Here is a 15,200-nt window from a genome sequence, read left to right on the forward strand (position 1 = left end):
GCAAATTTTTTTTGGAGTATTCAAGACAAAAAGGAGCCGCACCTAGGCCTGAAATGTTTTTTTCAAGCTGTCAAAAGGACAAAACACCCTGCATCCGGGCTCGGAATGTCTTTTTGAAGCTGCCAAAAGGACAAAACACGTTGCATCTGGGCTCGGAATGTCCTTTTGAAAGTCAAAAGGACAAAACAAGCTGTATCTGGGCCCGAAATGTCTTTTTGAAGCTGTCAAAAGGACAAAACAAGCTGTATCTGGTCTCGGAATGTCCTTTTGAAGCTGCCAAAAGGACAAAAGGAGTCGCGACTGGACCCAAAGTGTCTTTTTGAAGCTGTCAAAAGGACAAAACAAGCTGTATCCGGGCTCGGAATGTCTTTTTGAAGCTGCCAAAAGGACAAAACACGTTGCATCTGGGCTCGGAATGTCCTTTTGAAAGTCAAAAGGACAAAACAAGCTGTATCTGGGCCCGAAATGTCTTTTTGAAGCTGTCAAAAGGACAAAACAAGCTGTATCTGGGCTCGGAATGTCCTTTTGAAGCTGCCAAAAGGACAAAAGGAGCCGTGAACTGAAACAAAATGTCCTTTTGAAGCTGTCAAAAGGACAAAAGGAGCCGTAGACCGGAGCAATCGTCCTTTTGGAGCATTCAAAAGGACAAAAGGAGCCATTGACCGGAACAAAGTGTCCTTTTGGAGTGTTCAAAAGGACAAAAATAACGGGGGAACAGAGCATATTTGGTCTTTTTGAAGTGTTAAAATACCAAATGCTTTTCCCCCCGGTAGAATTTGTAATTCATAAGTTTGTGATCATCAATTACTCATAGTAAGACCACCTTCCACCTCTGAACTTATTAAAATTTTTTGCCAGTATCCTGCTCACCCTTTTTTTCGAGTCCACAATCCTGCACCAGTCAAAAATATCATTTGTTGTAATCTTCCGCACTGGAAACAGCATCCGAAATTCTCTGACACTGCGGAGGACCGCGGCCTCAACAGATTCAGCATGTCCACAATCCTCACAAATCATTGAACGCCCTTTTACCGCACAGGAAAAAGAACTACAAGTGTCGCACACAATGCCTTTCCGCAATTGATCATACCTATATTTCGGCAAATGAAGAAAAGGCGATTCTTCTATATGCAGCGAAGATAGCTTTTCTGCCAGCCTTCTATGCTTTCCGCTCAGCTTTGCAGAAATTGCATTCAAATCTTTCATATACCGTTTTAACTGATTCGGAAAAATAAATGGCGCACTTAGGGGTGCCTGGTACAGGGTAAATTCGGGGTTTACAAAAACAACGGAAGCCGAGACCGGCATATTGAAACCGAGCGAGAGAATCAGCTGCCGGAAAAGCGATTCGCAACGTTTGACCTGAAGCAGTGGGTTGTTGATTTCAGACTTATTATTTTTTGTAAAAATCCTGTCCCGCTCGTAATAAAAATCCCCTTTATAATTTTTCACTTCAAACAGGTAAATGGTTTCGCCGGTAATCATGAGGGCATCAATCTGGAACGTAGCATTGTTGCAGGAAAGGCGCAAATCATTCAGTACAAAACAATCACATGTAAGCGCTCCTGTTAAAGAGTCAAAATACCGCTCGCCTTCGTCACCTTTTTCCAAATTCCGTAGATACTGAAGGTCTTTTTCATGGAGTTTCATCCGGCTGCTCAGCGACTTTAAAAGAGCATACTCAAGTGAAGTTTTCCTTTCCTTGAAAAGCATCGTTCACATCCTTTCTAAAATTCAGACTTCATACCCATTATAAGCAACTTTTTGTATAATATAAATATCAATTTTCGCAGGTGAGCAGATGAAAAATTTACGGATTGAGCAAACAAGTGAAAGAATAAGCGATCAATTCGGAATGGGCATCGTAGAATTTCTTATCAGCCAGACGCATCTCGCATCAAGGCTGAACAGTGCCAAGTCAGAAACGATTAAAAGGAATCCCGGCTATTCAAACGGGGACATCGCGAAGTCTTATACCGGGCTGCTTTGCCTTGGGAAAAATAAGTTTGCTGAAATTGAACCGTTGCGGAGCGATTGTGATTTCCGTAGCTTTTTAAAATTGGAAAGAGTTCCCTCGCCGGCTGTCCTTGAGCACCGCCTGGATGAAGCAGCTTTATCAGAAGAATGGAAACAGATCATCCTTGATGAATCTCTTCACCTGCTTCGCAAGGCTGGTGCACCTATCAACCCGGTGACCATACAAGGCAAAAGTTTTATCCCGGTAGATGTTTCAACGCCGTTTGCTTTTATTGGAAAGGAAGGGTACTGCCTTTCCTTTGGACAAGAAACGAGCGTGACGGTCCGTGCTGCTGAACAATTGGCGGAAGGGCCTTTCCTTTGGCGGCTCGAGGCAAAAGAAGGATCCGAAATGATGGAAAAATTGTTGGACCGTAACATTGATTTTGTGATCAAACTGCAGACAGATGCCGGCACCTGGATGGAAACTGCACGGAAATACGGCACATGCTTAACCGAACGGGAAGGAAAAAACGTTTACTTTGGGTCTGTTGCGGAACCCATTACGGCAGCCGGGGCAAAAAAACCAGCCTATTATGTTTTTAAACTCATTGAAACAACCATTGATAAAAACGGGCAAATCCTTCTGATTCCAGAGTATGAAGCAGATGTGTACATGACAACGCTCGATACCCCGCCGGAAGCTGTGCCAAGGCTTTACGGCGAACACCTGAAAGCCTGTAAATCACTGAGACGGGAATTTATGTTTGATCTTGGTTTTAAACAGCCGCCTTCCCGGAATAAAAAAACGAATGCGCTTGCCCTGCATTTTGGCATATATGCTTACAACCTGCTCCGCTTTGCCGGTCAGGGGAAAATCCGAGCAAAACGAATCCGTGATGCGATCAGGGAACTGCCAAACATGGTGATTAAAGAAGTGGAAGAATAGCATTTTCTATTCTGAAAATATGCGCCGGCTGACTTTCACTCTTCTGCTGGTGCCGCATTCATTGCGGCATGGGCGTCTAATAGCATTTTCTTGCCGTTCCTCAGGCCCGGCCATTGCGATGGAAAAATGGAGCGGGCCACAAACTTCTCCCTGTTTCACTTGAATGCCATTAGAATGTTCCACGTCCGGCCTGCATGAATGTAAGGGCGGGAGTGGGCTCTGCGTTCAGGCACCACCCGTTATACAGCGCAAACAGCAAGGGAAATCCCATCCCACCAGTGTTGTGCCATTCAAACTGCAAAACGGAACACTTGTCGATAGCGCAATCAAAATGAATCCCCGTCCGCTGACATTGTGCAATCCAACCAGTATTACGACAACGCAAACAGCAGGGATCCGTCACCCGTTCCGCCTGTAAGCAAGCGGCGTCATCTCCGTTTTCCGTTTGAACAGCCGGTTGAAATAGGGGGTATCCGCAATGCCGATAAGCGAGCTGCCGTCCCATCTTATGAGCCATATCGCAAGGCTTGAGGTTGATCCGGAAAACCGGATTGTTATGCACAACCATGCGACCCATTTGCTCGCAATGACATTTACCCATCCGCTTTTTATAATATTATCGTATTATAGTAGTAACGTTATTTTTTGGAGAAGGGAGTTTTCCAGTTGAAAATTGCTTTTATTGCCCATGATAAAAAGAAAGAGGAAATTGTAAACTTTGCGGTTGCCTATGAGCCGGTATTCGACGGCCATGAATTGTACTCGACCGGCACAACCGGCAAGAGGATTATGGAAAAAACCAATTTGAAAATTACCCGCTTCAATTCTGGCCCGCTCGGCGGCGACCAGGAAATCGGCGCAATGATTGCCAAAAATGAAATGGATCTCGTTTTCTTTTTCCGTGATCCGCTCACGGCCCAGCCGCACGAACCGGACATTACCGCTTTACTCCGTCTTTGCGATGTCTATTCGATTCCGCTTGCCACCAACATGGGTACAGCTGAACTGCTCGTCCAAGGCTTAATGCGCGGCGATTTAAACTGGCGCATGATTGTGCATGAAAAGGATAAGAAGAACAAGGGGGAATAAGAATTTCCGCCATATTCCATGCCAGCTTCCGGTGAAGGAAAATTAGGATTTCCGCATTTTGGGAATCCTTTTGGTTCCCCCGTCATTGGATTGGAATGCCAGGCACAGGCTGGGATAAATGGATGTTAGCCCCTGATGCGTTCCTGGATAGAGTGAAAGGGGGCTATCCGGGAACAGCAGGAAAGCGGTTCAGCAAGTACATTGAACGGAACCGCCGCGAATACTACGAAAATGCGGGCGGCAGAATGACGAGCGGGCCGTTCTAAGGGCAGGGTCAAATCGAAAAAACCTGCCGGCACCGAAAGAGGTTTCCCCGAACCGGAGAAATGGGCGATGAACGAGCAGGAAGTGCTTGACGCAATCAAAGAGTGGGAAAATTTAAGTGCCAATCGGGAAAACAAAGTATTGTACGAAGCCCGGCTGAAATTTTTGCGCGACCAGCTGGCGAATATCCGCGGGGAAAGAGAGGAAGGGCTCAAAGAAGGGATACAAAAAGGGATTGAAGAAGGCAGGCAAAAAGGAATCGAAGAAGGGGTACAAATAGCAATCAAAAAAATGCTGAGCAAAGGCACCGCACCCGAAACGATCGCAGATATGGCTCGATTATCCGCTTGAAGAAATCAAAAAATCCAGCGGGAAATAGAACGGGGCCATTAATGTTTCCCTGCAGTCCGGGTGGTGAAAAAAGGGGAGAAGTCAGGCATCAGTTTGCTGCAACTAGTCAACATTTGATCACAATGGCAATCCGGCTATTCTATAAAATTCGGCCTGATTGCCGTAAACCGAAAAACGCAGGAACGGATGATAAAGGAAAGCGGGCGATATCTCGGAGAAATGGCACAACTAAATGCAGGAAAAAGATAAGAAAAAGCCTCCATGCCGTATGCAGCTTGGGGGCTTTTTCTGTTGCAGCAAAGGATGCTAAGCAACTGTCATTGCCAGCGGGGTTCAGGAGCTCCGGTATCCCAGATGAGCTGCCTCTTGCACCCGTTGAAAGTGGAATTCAACAATAATCTCGAATCACTTTGGCGTGGATAACCGGGGAATTCTAAAAAGTGAAAAAAGTACTTGCCATTCCCAAGGGAGCGAATCAGAAAATCCCCTCTGGTCTCATACACCCGGGGGGCATTTTCGTTTTCACTTCAGCCCAAACATGGTAAGATGGAAAAGCGCAAATTTTTGCTTTCTGGGGTGGAAAAAATGGACAAGGCGGAAATGCGAAGAGAAATGATCGGCCGGTTAAAGCGGTTGGATCTTAACGAAAAGCAGGCCATCGAAGAAAAACTGCAACAAATTTTGTTTTCATCCGATATATGGAAAATATCCGGAACGGTTGGCGTGACGGTCTCCCAACATTTCGAATGGGATACGCGGCGGATCATTGAAACCGGGTGGGCGCAAGGAAAAACGATTTGTGTGCCAAAATGCGTGCCAAAAGAAAAAGCGCTCGTCTTTTACCAGCTGGATGATTTCACACAATTGAAAAAAAGCTTTTTTAACCTGCTTGAGCCGAAACCGGAAGAAACGGTAAAAATTGAAAAGCAGGCCATCGATCTGCTCATTGTTCCAGGCCTTGTTTTTGACAAAAAAGGCTTTCGCATCGGTTTTGGCGGCGGTTATTATGACCGATTTCTTGCCGGTTTTCCCAATCAGACCGTGTCTTTGATTCACTCGTGCCAATTGAAGGCGCATGTCCCTAGCGAATCTTATGATATTCCGGTGCGGCAAATCGTGACGGAAACCGGAATGTTAAAAGGGAATGGAGGGATTTTATGAAGAGCAGAACGTTTGTCATGGTCAGTATTGTCCTGGCAATGCTTGTGTCATCGATTGACGCAACGATTATGAATACCACGATGCCCGTCATTGCAAAAGAACTCGGCCGCTTTGACTTGTACGCATGGGCATTTGCTTCCTATATGATCACCAGCACGATTTTATCACCGGTTGCGGGCCGGTTATCCGACTTGTTCGGAAGGAAGAAAGTGTTCGGATTCGGGATCGTGCTTTTTTTCGCCGGGTCGCTTTTATGCGGCATGTCCTCCGGGATGATTGAACTGATCGTCTTTCGGGCTATTCAGGGCATTGGGGCAGGTTTTATGGTCCCGTTTCCGGCCATTATCGCAGGAGACCTGTTTTCTGTTGAAAACCGCGGGAAAATCCAGGCATTGTTTACCGGTATGTGGGGATTATCCGCTGTCCTGGCGCCGCTTTTAGGCTCGTTTTTTGTAACGTATTTATCGTGGAGATGGATTTTCTTTGTAAACCTGCCTGTCTGTCTCATCTCATTTTTAACGCTTTTGCCTTATAACGAGCATTATGCGCCAAAAAAAGCGCGTGTCGATTACATAGGCGCTGCATTATTTGCCGTTGCGATCACACTCCTGCTTTTGGTCACGGTCGTACACCGCAATTACTTGTTGTTTGCAGCAACCGGAATCATCTTTCTTCTCCTTTTTTATTTTTATGAAAAAAGGCAGGATTCCCCGATTGTGCCGCTTTCGATGTTTAAAAATAAGACATTTGCCCGGATGAATGTCAACTCCTTTATTGGGACAGTGGCGTTGTTCGGTGCTTCCAGCTATGTGCCGCTGTTTTTGCAGAAAGTAACAGGGCTGTCACTGCTCATGAGCGGGGTTGCGCTGCTTGGGTCGTCGATCGGCTGGATGGCCGCTGCAGTCCCTGCCGGAAAATGGATATTGCGGTATGGCTACCGGAGGCTGTTATTAATCGGGAACGGACTTTTGCTTGTTTCGGGTGTATGTTGGATCTTTTTAAATCCGGGCCACGGGTTTTGGTACGTTTTTCTCGTTATGATTGTCCATGGCGCTGCGTTCGGGTTGCTTTCGACGGTCGGGATTATCGGTTCCCAGCAAATGGTGAGCGCCCACGAAAAAGGGATCGCCACTTCGTTTTTTATGTTTTGCCGGAACATGGGAACTGCGATCGGGGTGACCGTAATGGGCGCCTTTCTGACAAGCGGGTCCACCTACATGCAGGGCATTCACCATTTATTCCTGTTCGGCTTTTGCGGCAGCATTTTGGCCCTTTTAACTTCTTTTCTGATTCATAATGATGCGAGTGAAAGCGGAAAAACAGCAGCAAATCAATAAGGCTTATCCCGGGCTTGGCAAGGACTCTGACAGTGCTGGCAAAATTTTATAAAATGCAGGCCAGAAGCCGGTTCTTTCGCAGATCCATGATTTTATCATATTGAGGCGGAGTGCTGACAAACCTTAAAAAAACCCGTTTTAGCTTATCAGGCTAAAACGGGTTTTTTGCTCCTCAGTCGAGGGAGTCTGTTTCTTTTTTTAATTGCATTTTCCTTTGCTGGTCCTGCGGTTTTTCAAATACCCCAACGGTTCGAACGGTAAAGGAAAGGGCAAATCCGATGACTGCCAGGATGAGCGTGAACATAAAACCGTACTGGACGCCGTTTGTTAATGCTGCTGCGGCATGTTGTCCGCCGGCTCCTGTATAAGCGTGTTCACCTGCAGCCAACAATGTGGCAGACAAGGCAGTGGCAATGGCGCCGCTCACTTGCTGGGCGGTATTCATAATTGCGCTGCCGTCAGGGGACATTTCTCTTGGCAATGCATTCAGCCCGTTCGTTTGTGCCGGGAACATAACAAGCGGCGCGCCGATCATGAGCAAAAGATTCGCTGCAATCACGAAAAGAAAAGAAGATGTTGTTTGGACACAGATAAACATTGCACCCGCTGCGATGCAGATCAGAAAGCCGATTCTGACAAGCCATTTTGCGCCGTATATATCATAAAACTTGCCCGAGATAGCTGACACAATCCCGTTTACAATGCCCCCTGGCAAAAGAAGGATGCCGGTAAGCGCGACAGCTACCAGTTTTCCGCTCTGCCAGTACATCGGCAGCAAAAGCATAGACGACATGATAATACTGAAGACAATCATAATCATCAGCGTGCCAATAGTGAACATTTTATGCTGGAAGGCACGCACATTCAGCATCGGTTTTTCCATTCGTAATTGCCGGATGGAAAAAATCGCCTGTTTGTTTTCATTTGACAGCCAGGGATAAATTTGGTTGCTGAAACGGCGCCAACATCCGGGCTCGTTTTAGCATGCCTGTTTCCAACAATAATCACTTTCCCTGAATCCGGCGCCTGAAAACCGGCAATCACGTTCAGAAGGGTAGTTTTGACGCAGCCGGAGGCCCCGGGATACAAACAAAATTTACCGGCAGTTCACTGTTTGGGGAAACCTGGTCACTTAACCTGCTCTCCTTTGGCAGCACTTGGCCTGTCCCGGACTTTTGGCTTCTCCTGCACGTCTTCCTGAGCAGCCTGAAAGCAGTAATACAATCAGCAATAGAAAAGCGCCAATTTTAAAGTAATTTTTCGTAAATAGGGCTTGCTGAACGAATCAAATTTGGTCAGATGCAAGCCAAATTCCGATTATCAAAATATAAAATAGTGTTATGTAAAAATTTCAAAAAAAGAACCCTGAGCTTGCGCTCCAGATTCAGTATGAGGAATTGAAGGGCTACTACTGTTTCGCTGGTCTCCTGAAGGCGTGCTCGAATAAGGCCCAGCCCATACTTGCGCTTGCCTTCGCCAAATTTGCCTTCAACGGCATTACGTTCAGAGGCATCCTGCCTTGCGACGCGTTCCAAGGTTTTGTCTTCCGTTCTGGATGGGCGTCCTAACCTTGGCCCACTCAGACGAATGCCAAGAGATTTGCAGTATGCCAGATTATTACGGTTTCGGTAAATTTTATCTGCCAAGATCGCTTCCGGATAAAATCCGAACCGGTTGTAGTAGTTTTCAACAGATTCCTTGAGAGTGGTCCCTTCATTGTAATTTTCCCAGTCGAGGTGCTCGATCAAGGCATAACCATCTACGACACTGATGGCGACTGTTTTTTGCAAGAAAAAAGTGCAGAGTATTGCAGTATATAAATTCGTTTATACCGCATAAAAATTCAATCTGAATTCTCGCTATTAAGGGCTTGACATGGAGCCTCTGCAGCCATGATTCTTTTGCCAAGCGGCCAGCTGTAACAGATTTGGCAAACCCAAACAGGTTATCATGGCTACCCCTCCATGTAAAGCCCCTCTGCATAACCATTTGCATAGAAATTTTGCACATCTCTGCACTTTAATTTTGCAATAAACACAACAAATTCCTTGAGAGTGGTCCCTTCATTGTAATTTTCCCAGTCGAGGTGCTCAATCAAGGCATAACCATCTACGACACTGATGGCGACTTTTGAACCGAACTCCACGTTCGCTTTTGCCTTGCCGCGCACAATTGGACGGACATGTGGCTGGGAAATGCTTACAATCCGGTGGTCAACCCGGTGTGTTTTCTTTTTGTACATTTCTGCCTGTTGGCGGTAAAGTTCATGAATCACGAGAAGTTGCCTGTATTCATCTTTGCTTAAAAGAGACAGAGAGCTTTGGGAAACAAGATTTTTAATGATCTCCAGATCTCGTTTCACATATCCGAGCTGTTTGCCTACAGCTTTCCGGATTTTCCGGGCGCCAGCTTTACGTTGCTTAGCGACAGAAAGATAGTCCTTGCGGGCTCTTTTTCTGTAGGTCCGTGGCTTACGTAATTTCCCTTTGTGTGGTTCATGCAGGACATCAATGATATGTTCCAATTTCTCACGGGCTTCGTTCAACAACCCGAGGTCTGTAGGGTAAGCAATATCAGCCGGTGCACAGGTTGCGTCCAAAATGAGCTTTCCTCTGTTCTTCGTTTTGGGAGAAGCCGATTCAGTTGAATGCTTTTCTGAATCGGAACCGGAAGGCTGAAGATCGCCACGATCATGATCATGATCATTACGATCTTCATCATCATGATCGTCATCGTCGTGATCCTGATCATCATTGTTGTCGTTTTCCTTAGATGCTTCTTCCAATTGGCGTTTTTGTTCTTCCAGAACGATCCATTCATTCAGTTCGTTGATGATATTTGCGCCCAAACGTTTTCTAAAACGAGTCATCAGAGAATGGTCGAATGGGGCTTTTTCCTGGAATTCAGGCAAGCCGATAAAATACTGAAGATACGGGTTTTCTGTGATCTGTTCGACTGTTTCCCGGTCAGACAGCCCAAGCCGTTCTTTGATATAAAGAGCCCCAAGAGCGATTCTGACAGAATAAGCCTTTTCGCCTTTGAATTTCTTCTTGAAGGACTTGGCATACTTTTCTTCGGCCATCCACCAAGGAATCATTTCAGCAAGACGGACCCAGCGATTTTCTTTATTTAATTTCCCACCGAATGGTAGAAAAAAATCATCTACAAAAGTTAATTGATGTTCGGTCTTTTTGTACATCGTAACAGCCTCCAAGTGCAAGGTTTTTTACGTGTTTCCTTTGAAATCCTTACACTTTATATTCGACAAAAGTAGCCAAAATCCTTGTCAAATCTGGAATTTTTGCTTATTCAGCAAGCCCTAAATAACATATGCCATCCCCTGTTTTATTCATTTTTCATTTTCCCACCCAAGAGAATTTCACGTGCTGGAACCATCTGATCAGGCCTCATCATGTATAACACAGAAAAAATGATAAAAATTGGTCTGCTGCAATCCTTTATTTTCAAGTATAATCAAGTTAAATGGATTATAAGACAAACGGACGCATCAGACGGAGGGATTAAATGAAAGGAATAAAACTTAGTTTATGGATCAAATACATACTGCTGGCGGTTGTGGCCGTGCTTTTTGTAAAATATTTCAGCACGATTCTGGATGCGCTTGGGGCGGTTTGGCATGTTGCATTCCCACTTGTGCTCGGGGCTGCGATTGCCTATGTGCTCAATATTTTAATGAAAAAAGTGGAACGCGTTTATTTTCCGAACGCGCAAAACAAATTTATCCGCGCAACGCGGAGGGGCGTCAGCATTCTTTTTTCGTTTGTGGTGATTTTCGGCATTGTTTCCATTCTGGTTTTGATCATTGTGCCGCAATTGATCCAGGCTTTTACAGTGTTGATTGATGCCATTCCGCGCGTTTACACGAAAAGCTTGGACTATTTCCAGTCAAACAGCGGCAAGTACTCCAGTCTCGGAAAGTTCATCTCCAGCCTGCAGGTCGATCTGGATGCAGTCACAAAAAAATTGACCGCATCTCTTTCCAAAGTGGTGACCGGCATTTTGAATTCGACGTTTTCCATCGCCGGCGCCTTAACAAGCGGCGTAATGAACCTGGTCATTGCCATTATTTTTGCCATCTATATTTTGGCGGCAAAGGAGAAGCTGGCTATTCAGGCGGATAAAGTGGTCCGTGCTTTTTTGAAAAAGCAGACGGCGGACAGATTGTATTATGTGCTCAAGGTGGCAAACCGGACTTTTTCAAGCTTTATTGTCGGGCAATGTGTAGAGGCCGTGATTTTAGGCTGCTTATGTACGGCAGGCATGTTTCTTTTACATTTTCCATATGCTGCCATGGTCGGGGCATTTATCAGTGCAACGGCCTTGATTCCGGTTGTCGGCGCGTATTTGGGTGCGGCATTCGGCGCATTTATGATTTTAACGGTCGACCCGATGAAGGCGCTGTTCTTTTTGGTGTTCATTGTTGTGCTTCAGCAAGTGGAAGGCAACATCATTTATCCGCGGGTAGTAGGGTCGTCGATCGGGCTGCCGGGTTTATGGGTCCTGGCGGCGGTCATCATCGGGGGCGGCCTTGGCGGGGTTGTTGGCATGCTTTTCGGTGTGCCGGTTGCCGCGACATTGTATAAGCTGCTGAGCGACCAAGTGCAGAAACGGCTACAGACACCATCGGGAATAGAGGAAACAAACAGGGGCGGGGATATATAGAGGCGAATAATATTGCCTCTCGAAAAAGAACATCCGGGAACAACAGGAAGGAGAGCGCAAAATGAAATTGATCGCGATTGATTTTGACGGGACATTATTATCTGATGACGGAACAATTAGCGAAGAAAATGCCGGAGCGATTCGGGAAGTACAAGAGCAGGGGAATATCGTTGTCGCCTGTTCAGGGCGTTCGCTTCATGATACGCGGCATATTCTGAAAAAAGCAGGCCTTGATTGCCCGGTGATAACGGGAAATGGTGCCGTCATTTACGATTCGGATCAATGCATTTTAAAGCTTGTGATGCCGGATAAAGTACTGGACGACTTGCTTCCGGAACTGGAAGCGCAAGGATACTATTACGAGTTATATACTAACCAGGGCGTGTATTTGCTGGAAAAAGGGAGAAAGCGCCTTGAATCGGAAATGCATTCCTTGCACGAAAAAGATGAAACCTTTTCTTTGGAGTGGGCTGCCGGCCAAATTGAGCTCCAGATGCGGCAGTACGGGATTCATTATTTCCACCATTATGCTGAGTTGGATTTGCCGCATTTGGAGGTTTGCAAAATTTTTGTACTGTCCTTTCATCCTGAACGGTTAAAGCAACTCCGCAGCTGGCTAAGCGGAAGACAAGATCTTTCCATGACCACATCGGGGCGCACGAAGTTGGAAATTGCCCATGCAGAAGTTAGCAAAGGCCATGCCCTTCAGTTTATGGCCCGCCATTTGAACATCCCGTTGGAAAATACGGTCGCAATTGGTGACAATTTTAACGATCTGTCCATGTTTGAAGTAGCCGGTATAAGTATTGCGATGGGAAACGCTGAAGAACAAGTGAAAGCGCGGAGCACCTATGTCACAAAGACCCATAACAAAAACGGCGTTGCCCATGCTCTGCGGACATACATATTGGGAAAATGATGGGGAATAAAACCAAAAAAGCGGTGGCTGTTTGCTGCCGATCTCCGCATTTTGCGGCAAGTTTTTTGGGCAAGTTACGGATTCATCCGAAAAAAATGAAGGTTCACAGCTCAAGTCCCCTTTTATTCCTCATCGAGCGTTTTTCTGATCGCCTGTTTTTTCTATCTTTATAAAAAGGAAATTATAGTTTCGTGTCGAATGTTATAAGTTGAATTTTAGTTTTTACATCGAGCCCGGGCACCACCCATTTGCACGATGATTTTTTACAGCAGGCAACAGAGCTGCTCATTCGTTCATTTTATATCGTTTACAATGCTATGCTGTCCGGGAGAAGCCGGCTGTAGAGGAAAATCGCATCGATGAAATCATCGCATAGGATATTTTCAATGATAGACATCACCATGCTTTGTGAAAACGGGAGGTCTCTATTATGAATTTCGATGTCATTGTCGTCGGAGCGGGGCTGGCCGGCTTGGTTGCAACCGCAGAGATGGCAGAGGCTGGGAAAAAAGTGCTGCTTTTAGACCAAGAGCCGGAAACCAGTATCGGCGGCCAAGCGTGGTGGTCGTTTGGCGGGTTATTTTTAGTAAATTCTCCGGAGCAAAGGCGGCTTGGGATAAAAGATTCCAGGGAACTGGCGTGGCAAGACTGGATTGGCACTGCCGGATTTGACCGGGAGGACGATGAAGATTATTGGGGAAAAAAATGGGCCGAAGCTTACATCGATTTTGCAGCCGGCGAAAAAAGATCGTGGCTGCACAAAATGGGCGTGCGATTTTTCCCGGTTGTCGGTTGGGCTGAACGGGGCGGACATTTAGCCACTGGACACGGCAATTCTGTTCCCCGCTTTCACATTGTGTGGGGAACCGGACCGGCACTGGTGGCACCTTTTGAGAAAAAAGTCCGGGAATATATGAAAGCCGGTTTGGTTCAATATTTGCCCCGCCATCGGGTCGATCACCTTTTAAAAGAAAATGGCACTGTTAGAGGGGTAGCCGGTTCTGTTTTGATTCCCAGCACAAAGGAGCGGGGAGAGGATACGGAAAGAGAGGTTATTGGCGATTTCGAATACCAGGCCGAAGCTGTATTAGTGGCGAGCGGTGGCATTGGCGGGAACCTTGATTTCGTTCGCAAAAATTGGCCGAAGCGGCTCGGAACGCCGCCTGCTCATATGTTATCGGGCGTTCCTGCGCATGTGGACGGCAGAATGCTTGGTATTACGGAAGAAGCGGGCGGGCGGATTGTGAATCGGGATCGGATGTGGCACTATACGGAAGGCATAAAAAATTGGAACCCGATTTGGTCCAACCATGGCATCCGTATTTTACCCGGGCCATCCTCCATTTGGCTTGATGCGGAAGGTAAACGCTTTCCTGTCCCTAATTTGCCGGGATTTGATACGCTCAGCACACTGGAAGCCATTCAAAAAACCGGTTATGACTATTCGTGGTTTATTTTAACGCAAAAAATCATAGAAAAAGAGTTTGCCCTGTCAGGATCGGAGCAAAATCCGGATCTTACCGGCAAAAGTATCCGGAAAGTGCTGGGCAGAGCTTTGCCTGGCGCGCCTGAACCCGTCCAGGCCTTCATGGATAAAGGAGAAGATTTTATCATTGCCCATAATCTGGAAGACCTGGTAGACAGAATGAACCGATTGACTGGTGAAAATCGATTAAACTTTAAAGAAATTGAAGACCAAATAAAGGCGCGGGATCGGGAACTGGATCATAAATTTACAAAAGATCTGCAGGTGACGGCAATCCGGGGCCATCGAAATTATTTGGGGGATAAATGGATTCGCGTTGCCCCGCCGCATAAAATACTCGACCCTAAAAATGGTCCGCTCATTGCCGTGCGCCTTCATCTTCTAAGCAGAAAAACATTAGGCGGCCTGCAAACCGATTTATCTGGAAACGTTTTAGATTCCGCAGGCGATGCCATACCCGGTTTATATGCAGCGGGGGAGGTTTCCGGGTTTGGCGGTGGAGGCGTCCATGGCTACAGGGCTCTTGAAGGAACCTTTCTGGGCGGCTGCCTTTTTACAGGAAGAACAGCCGGCCGGGCGATTGCGGCTGAACTAAGTTAATTGCATAACGGACCCAGTGATTTTTTTCACCGGGTTCTCATGTGAAGATGGCGGGTCGAGCAGGATTCCGGGCGTTTATAGGCATTTAACCTTTAAAATGAATTTTCGTTTTTATATCTAGACTGAACATCCGTTTTGCATGAGGACTATTTTTTGTGGCAGGTAGGCAACAGAGCGGCAATATTTTGTTCATTTTATACAGACTCAATTTGATTAGTGGCTAGACCGTCTTGGACAATCATCTGTTCTTTCGGAGTTCTATCATAAATTTTCTCATGAGATCCCCGGAATATGTTTAAAGATATGCACAGTGAATTGGATTAAGCAGTGTCATGATTGAGCTTTTACCATGATTCATAGATTTATAGAAAATTGCAAATGAATTTGTGTTGAAATCTATGAAAA

The 15,200-nt window shown here is 46.1% G+C and carries 13 protein-coding genes and 3 pseudogenes; 11 read left to right on the forward strand and 5 right to left on the reverse strand.

What is annotated here, in order from left to right:
• Positions 1-804: 804 nt before the first annotated feature.
• Positions 805-1,713, reverse strand: a complete 909-nt coding sequence (locus tag NSQ19_RS05105) for a nuclease-related domain-containing protein (RefSeq protein WP_340702508.1) — start codon at positions 1,711-1,713, stop codon at positions 805-807.
• Between the two features lie 88 nt (positions 1,714-1,801).
• On the opposite strand from NSQ19_RS05105, the gene NSQ19_RS05110 reads away from it, so the two are divergent.
• The 8 genes and pseudogenes from NSQ19_RS05110 to NSQ19_RS05145 all read left to right on the forward strand — a co-directional run bounded on the left by NSQ19_RS05110 (position 1,802) and on the right by NSQ19_RS05145 (position 7,107).
• Positions 1,802-2,905: a transposase gene (locus NSQ19_RS05110; protein WP_340702509.1), complete on the forward strand. Its 1,104-nt coding sequence runs from the start codon at positions 1,802-1,804 to the stop codon at positions 2,903-2,905.
• Between the two features lie 478 nt (positions 2,906-3,383).
• Positions 3,384-3,512 (forward strand): annotated as a pseudogene (locus tag NSQ19_RS05115) (rhamnulose-1-phosphate aldolase); the annotation flags it as partial.
• Between the two features lie 59 nt (positions 3,513-3,571).
• Positions 3,572-3,994, forward strand: coding sequence for a methylglyoxal synthase (gene mgsA, locus NSQ19_RS05120; RefSeq protein ID WP_328013615.1), 423 nt, complete (start codon positions 3,572-3,574; stop codon positions 3,992-3,994).
• A 122-nt stretch (positions 3,995-4,116) separates the two neighbouring features.
• On the forward strand, positions 4,117-4,260 hold the full coding sequence (locus NSQ19_RS05125; RefSeq protein WP_328192202.1) for a hypothetical protein: 144 nt from the start codon (positions 4,117-4,119) through the stop codon (positions 4,258-4,260).
• Between the two features lie 67 nt (positions 4,261-4,327).
• Positions 4,328-4,609 carry a hypothetical protein gene (locus NSQ19_RS05130; RefSeq protein ID WP_328192204.1) on the forward strand — a complete coding sequence of 94 codons (282 nt, stop codon included), beginning with the start codon at positions 4,328-4,330 and terminating at the stop codon, positions 4,607-4,609.
• A 156-nt stretch (positions 4,610-4,765) separates the two neighbouring features.
• Positions 4,766-4,858 carry a hypothetical protein gene (locus tag NSQ19_RS05135; RefSeq protein ID WP_328192236.1) on the forward strand — a complete coding sequence of 31 codons (93 nt, stop codon included), beginning with the start codon at positions 4,766-4,768 and terminating at the stop codon, positions 4,856-4,858.
• A 336-nt stretch (positions 4,859-5,194) separates the two neighbouring features.
• Positions 5,195-5,770: a 5-formyltetrahydrofolate cyclo-ligase gene (locus NSQ19_RS05140; RefSeq protein WP_340702510.1), complete on the forward strand. Its 576-nt coding sequence runs from the start codon at positions 5,195-5,197 to the stop codon at positions 5,768-5,770.
• Positions 5,767-7,107, forward strand: coding sequence for an MFS transporter (locus NSQ19_RS05145; RefSeq protein ID WP_340702511.1), 1,341 nt, complete (start codon positions 5,767-5,769; stop codon positions 7,105-7,107). The genes NSQ19_RS05140 and NSQ19_RS05145 overlap by 4 nt, the downstream gene beginning before the upstream one ends.
• A 172-nt stretch (positions 7,108-7,279) precedes the next feature.
• Here NSQ19_RS05145 and NSQ19_RS05150 read toward each other — a convergent pair whose 3' ends face one another.
• The 4 genes and pseudogenes from NSQ19_RS05150 to NSQ19_RS05160 form a co-directional block, all read right to left on the reverse strand.
• Positions 7,280-8,050: an MFS transporter gene (locus tag NSQ19_RS05150; protein WP_340703170.1), complete on the reverse strand. Its 771-nt coding sequence runs from the start codon at positions 8,048-8,050 to the stop codon at positions 7,280-7,282.
• Entirely contained in the window at positions 7,972-8,196 is a 225-nt protein-coding gene (locus NSQ19_RS15760) for an ATP-binding cassette domain-containing protein (RefSeq protein ID WP_445798032.1), read from the reverse strand. Before NSQ19_RS15760 ends, NSQ19_RS05150 begins: the two co-directional genes overlap by 79 nt.
• Before the next feature lie 206 nt (positions 8,197-8,402).
• A pseudogene (locus NSQ19_RS05155) lies at positions 8,403-8,885 on the reverse strand (transposase); the annotation flags it as partial.
• 181 nt (positions 8,886-9,066) lie between these two features.
• A pseudogene (locus NSQ19_RS05160) lies at positions 9,067-10,306 on the reverse strand (IS5 family transposase); the annotation flags it as partial.
• Positions 10,307-10,632: 326 nt separating this feature from the next.
• Between NSQ19_RS05160 and NSQ19_RS05165 the strand changes: the two are divergent.
• The 3 genes from NSQ19_RS05165 to NSQ19_RS05175 all read left to right on the forward strand — a co-directional run bounded on the left by NSQ19_RS05165 (position 10,633) and on the right by NSQ19_RS05175 (position 14,795).
• The gene (locus tag NSQ19_RS05165; protein WP_133536748.1) at positions 10,633-11,790 is read left to right on the forward strand and encodes an AI-2E family transporter; all 1,158 of its coding nucleotides are present in this window, start codon (positions 10,633-10,635) and stop codon (positions 11,788-11,790) included.
• Positions 11,791-11,851: 61 nt separating this feature from the next.
• Positions 11,852-12,709, forward strand: a complete 858-nt coding sequence (locus NSQ19_RS05170) for a Cof-type HAD-IIB family hydrolase (RefSeq protein WP_340702513.1) — start codon at positions 11,852-11,854, stop codon at positions 12,707-12,709.
• 430 nt (positions 12,710-13,139) lie between these two features.
• On the forward strand, positions 13,140-14,795 hold the full coding sequence (locus tag NSQ19_RS05175; protein WP_340702514.1) for an FAD-binding dehydrogenase: 1,656 nt from the start codon (positions 13,140-13,142) through the stop codon (positions 14,793-14,795).
• Positions 14,796-15,200 lie beyond the last annotated feature (405 nt).

It is taken from the genome of Weizmannia sp. FSL W8-1119, from assembly GCF_038008605.1.
Taxonomy (GTDB): domain Bacteria; phylum Bacillota; class Bacilli; order Bacillales; family Bacillaceae_C; genus Weizmannia; species Weizmannia coagulans.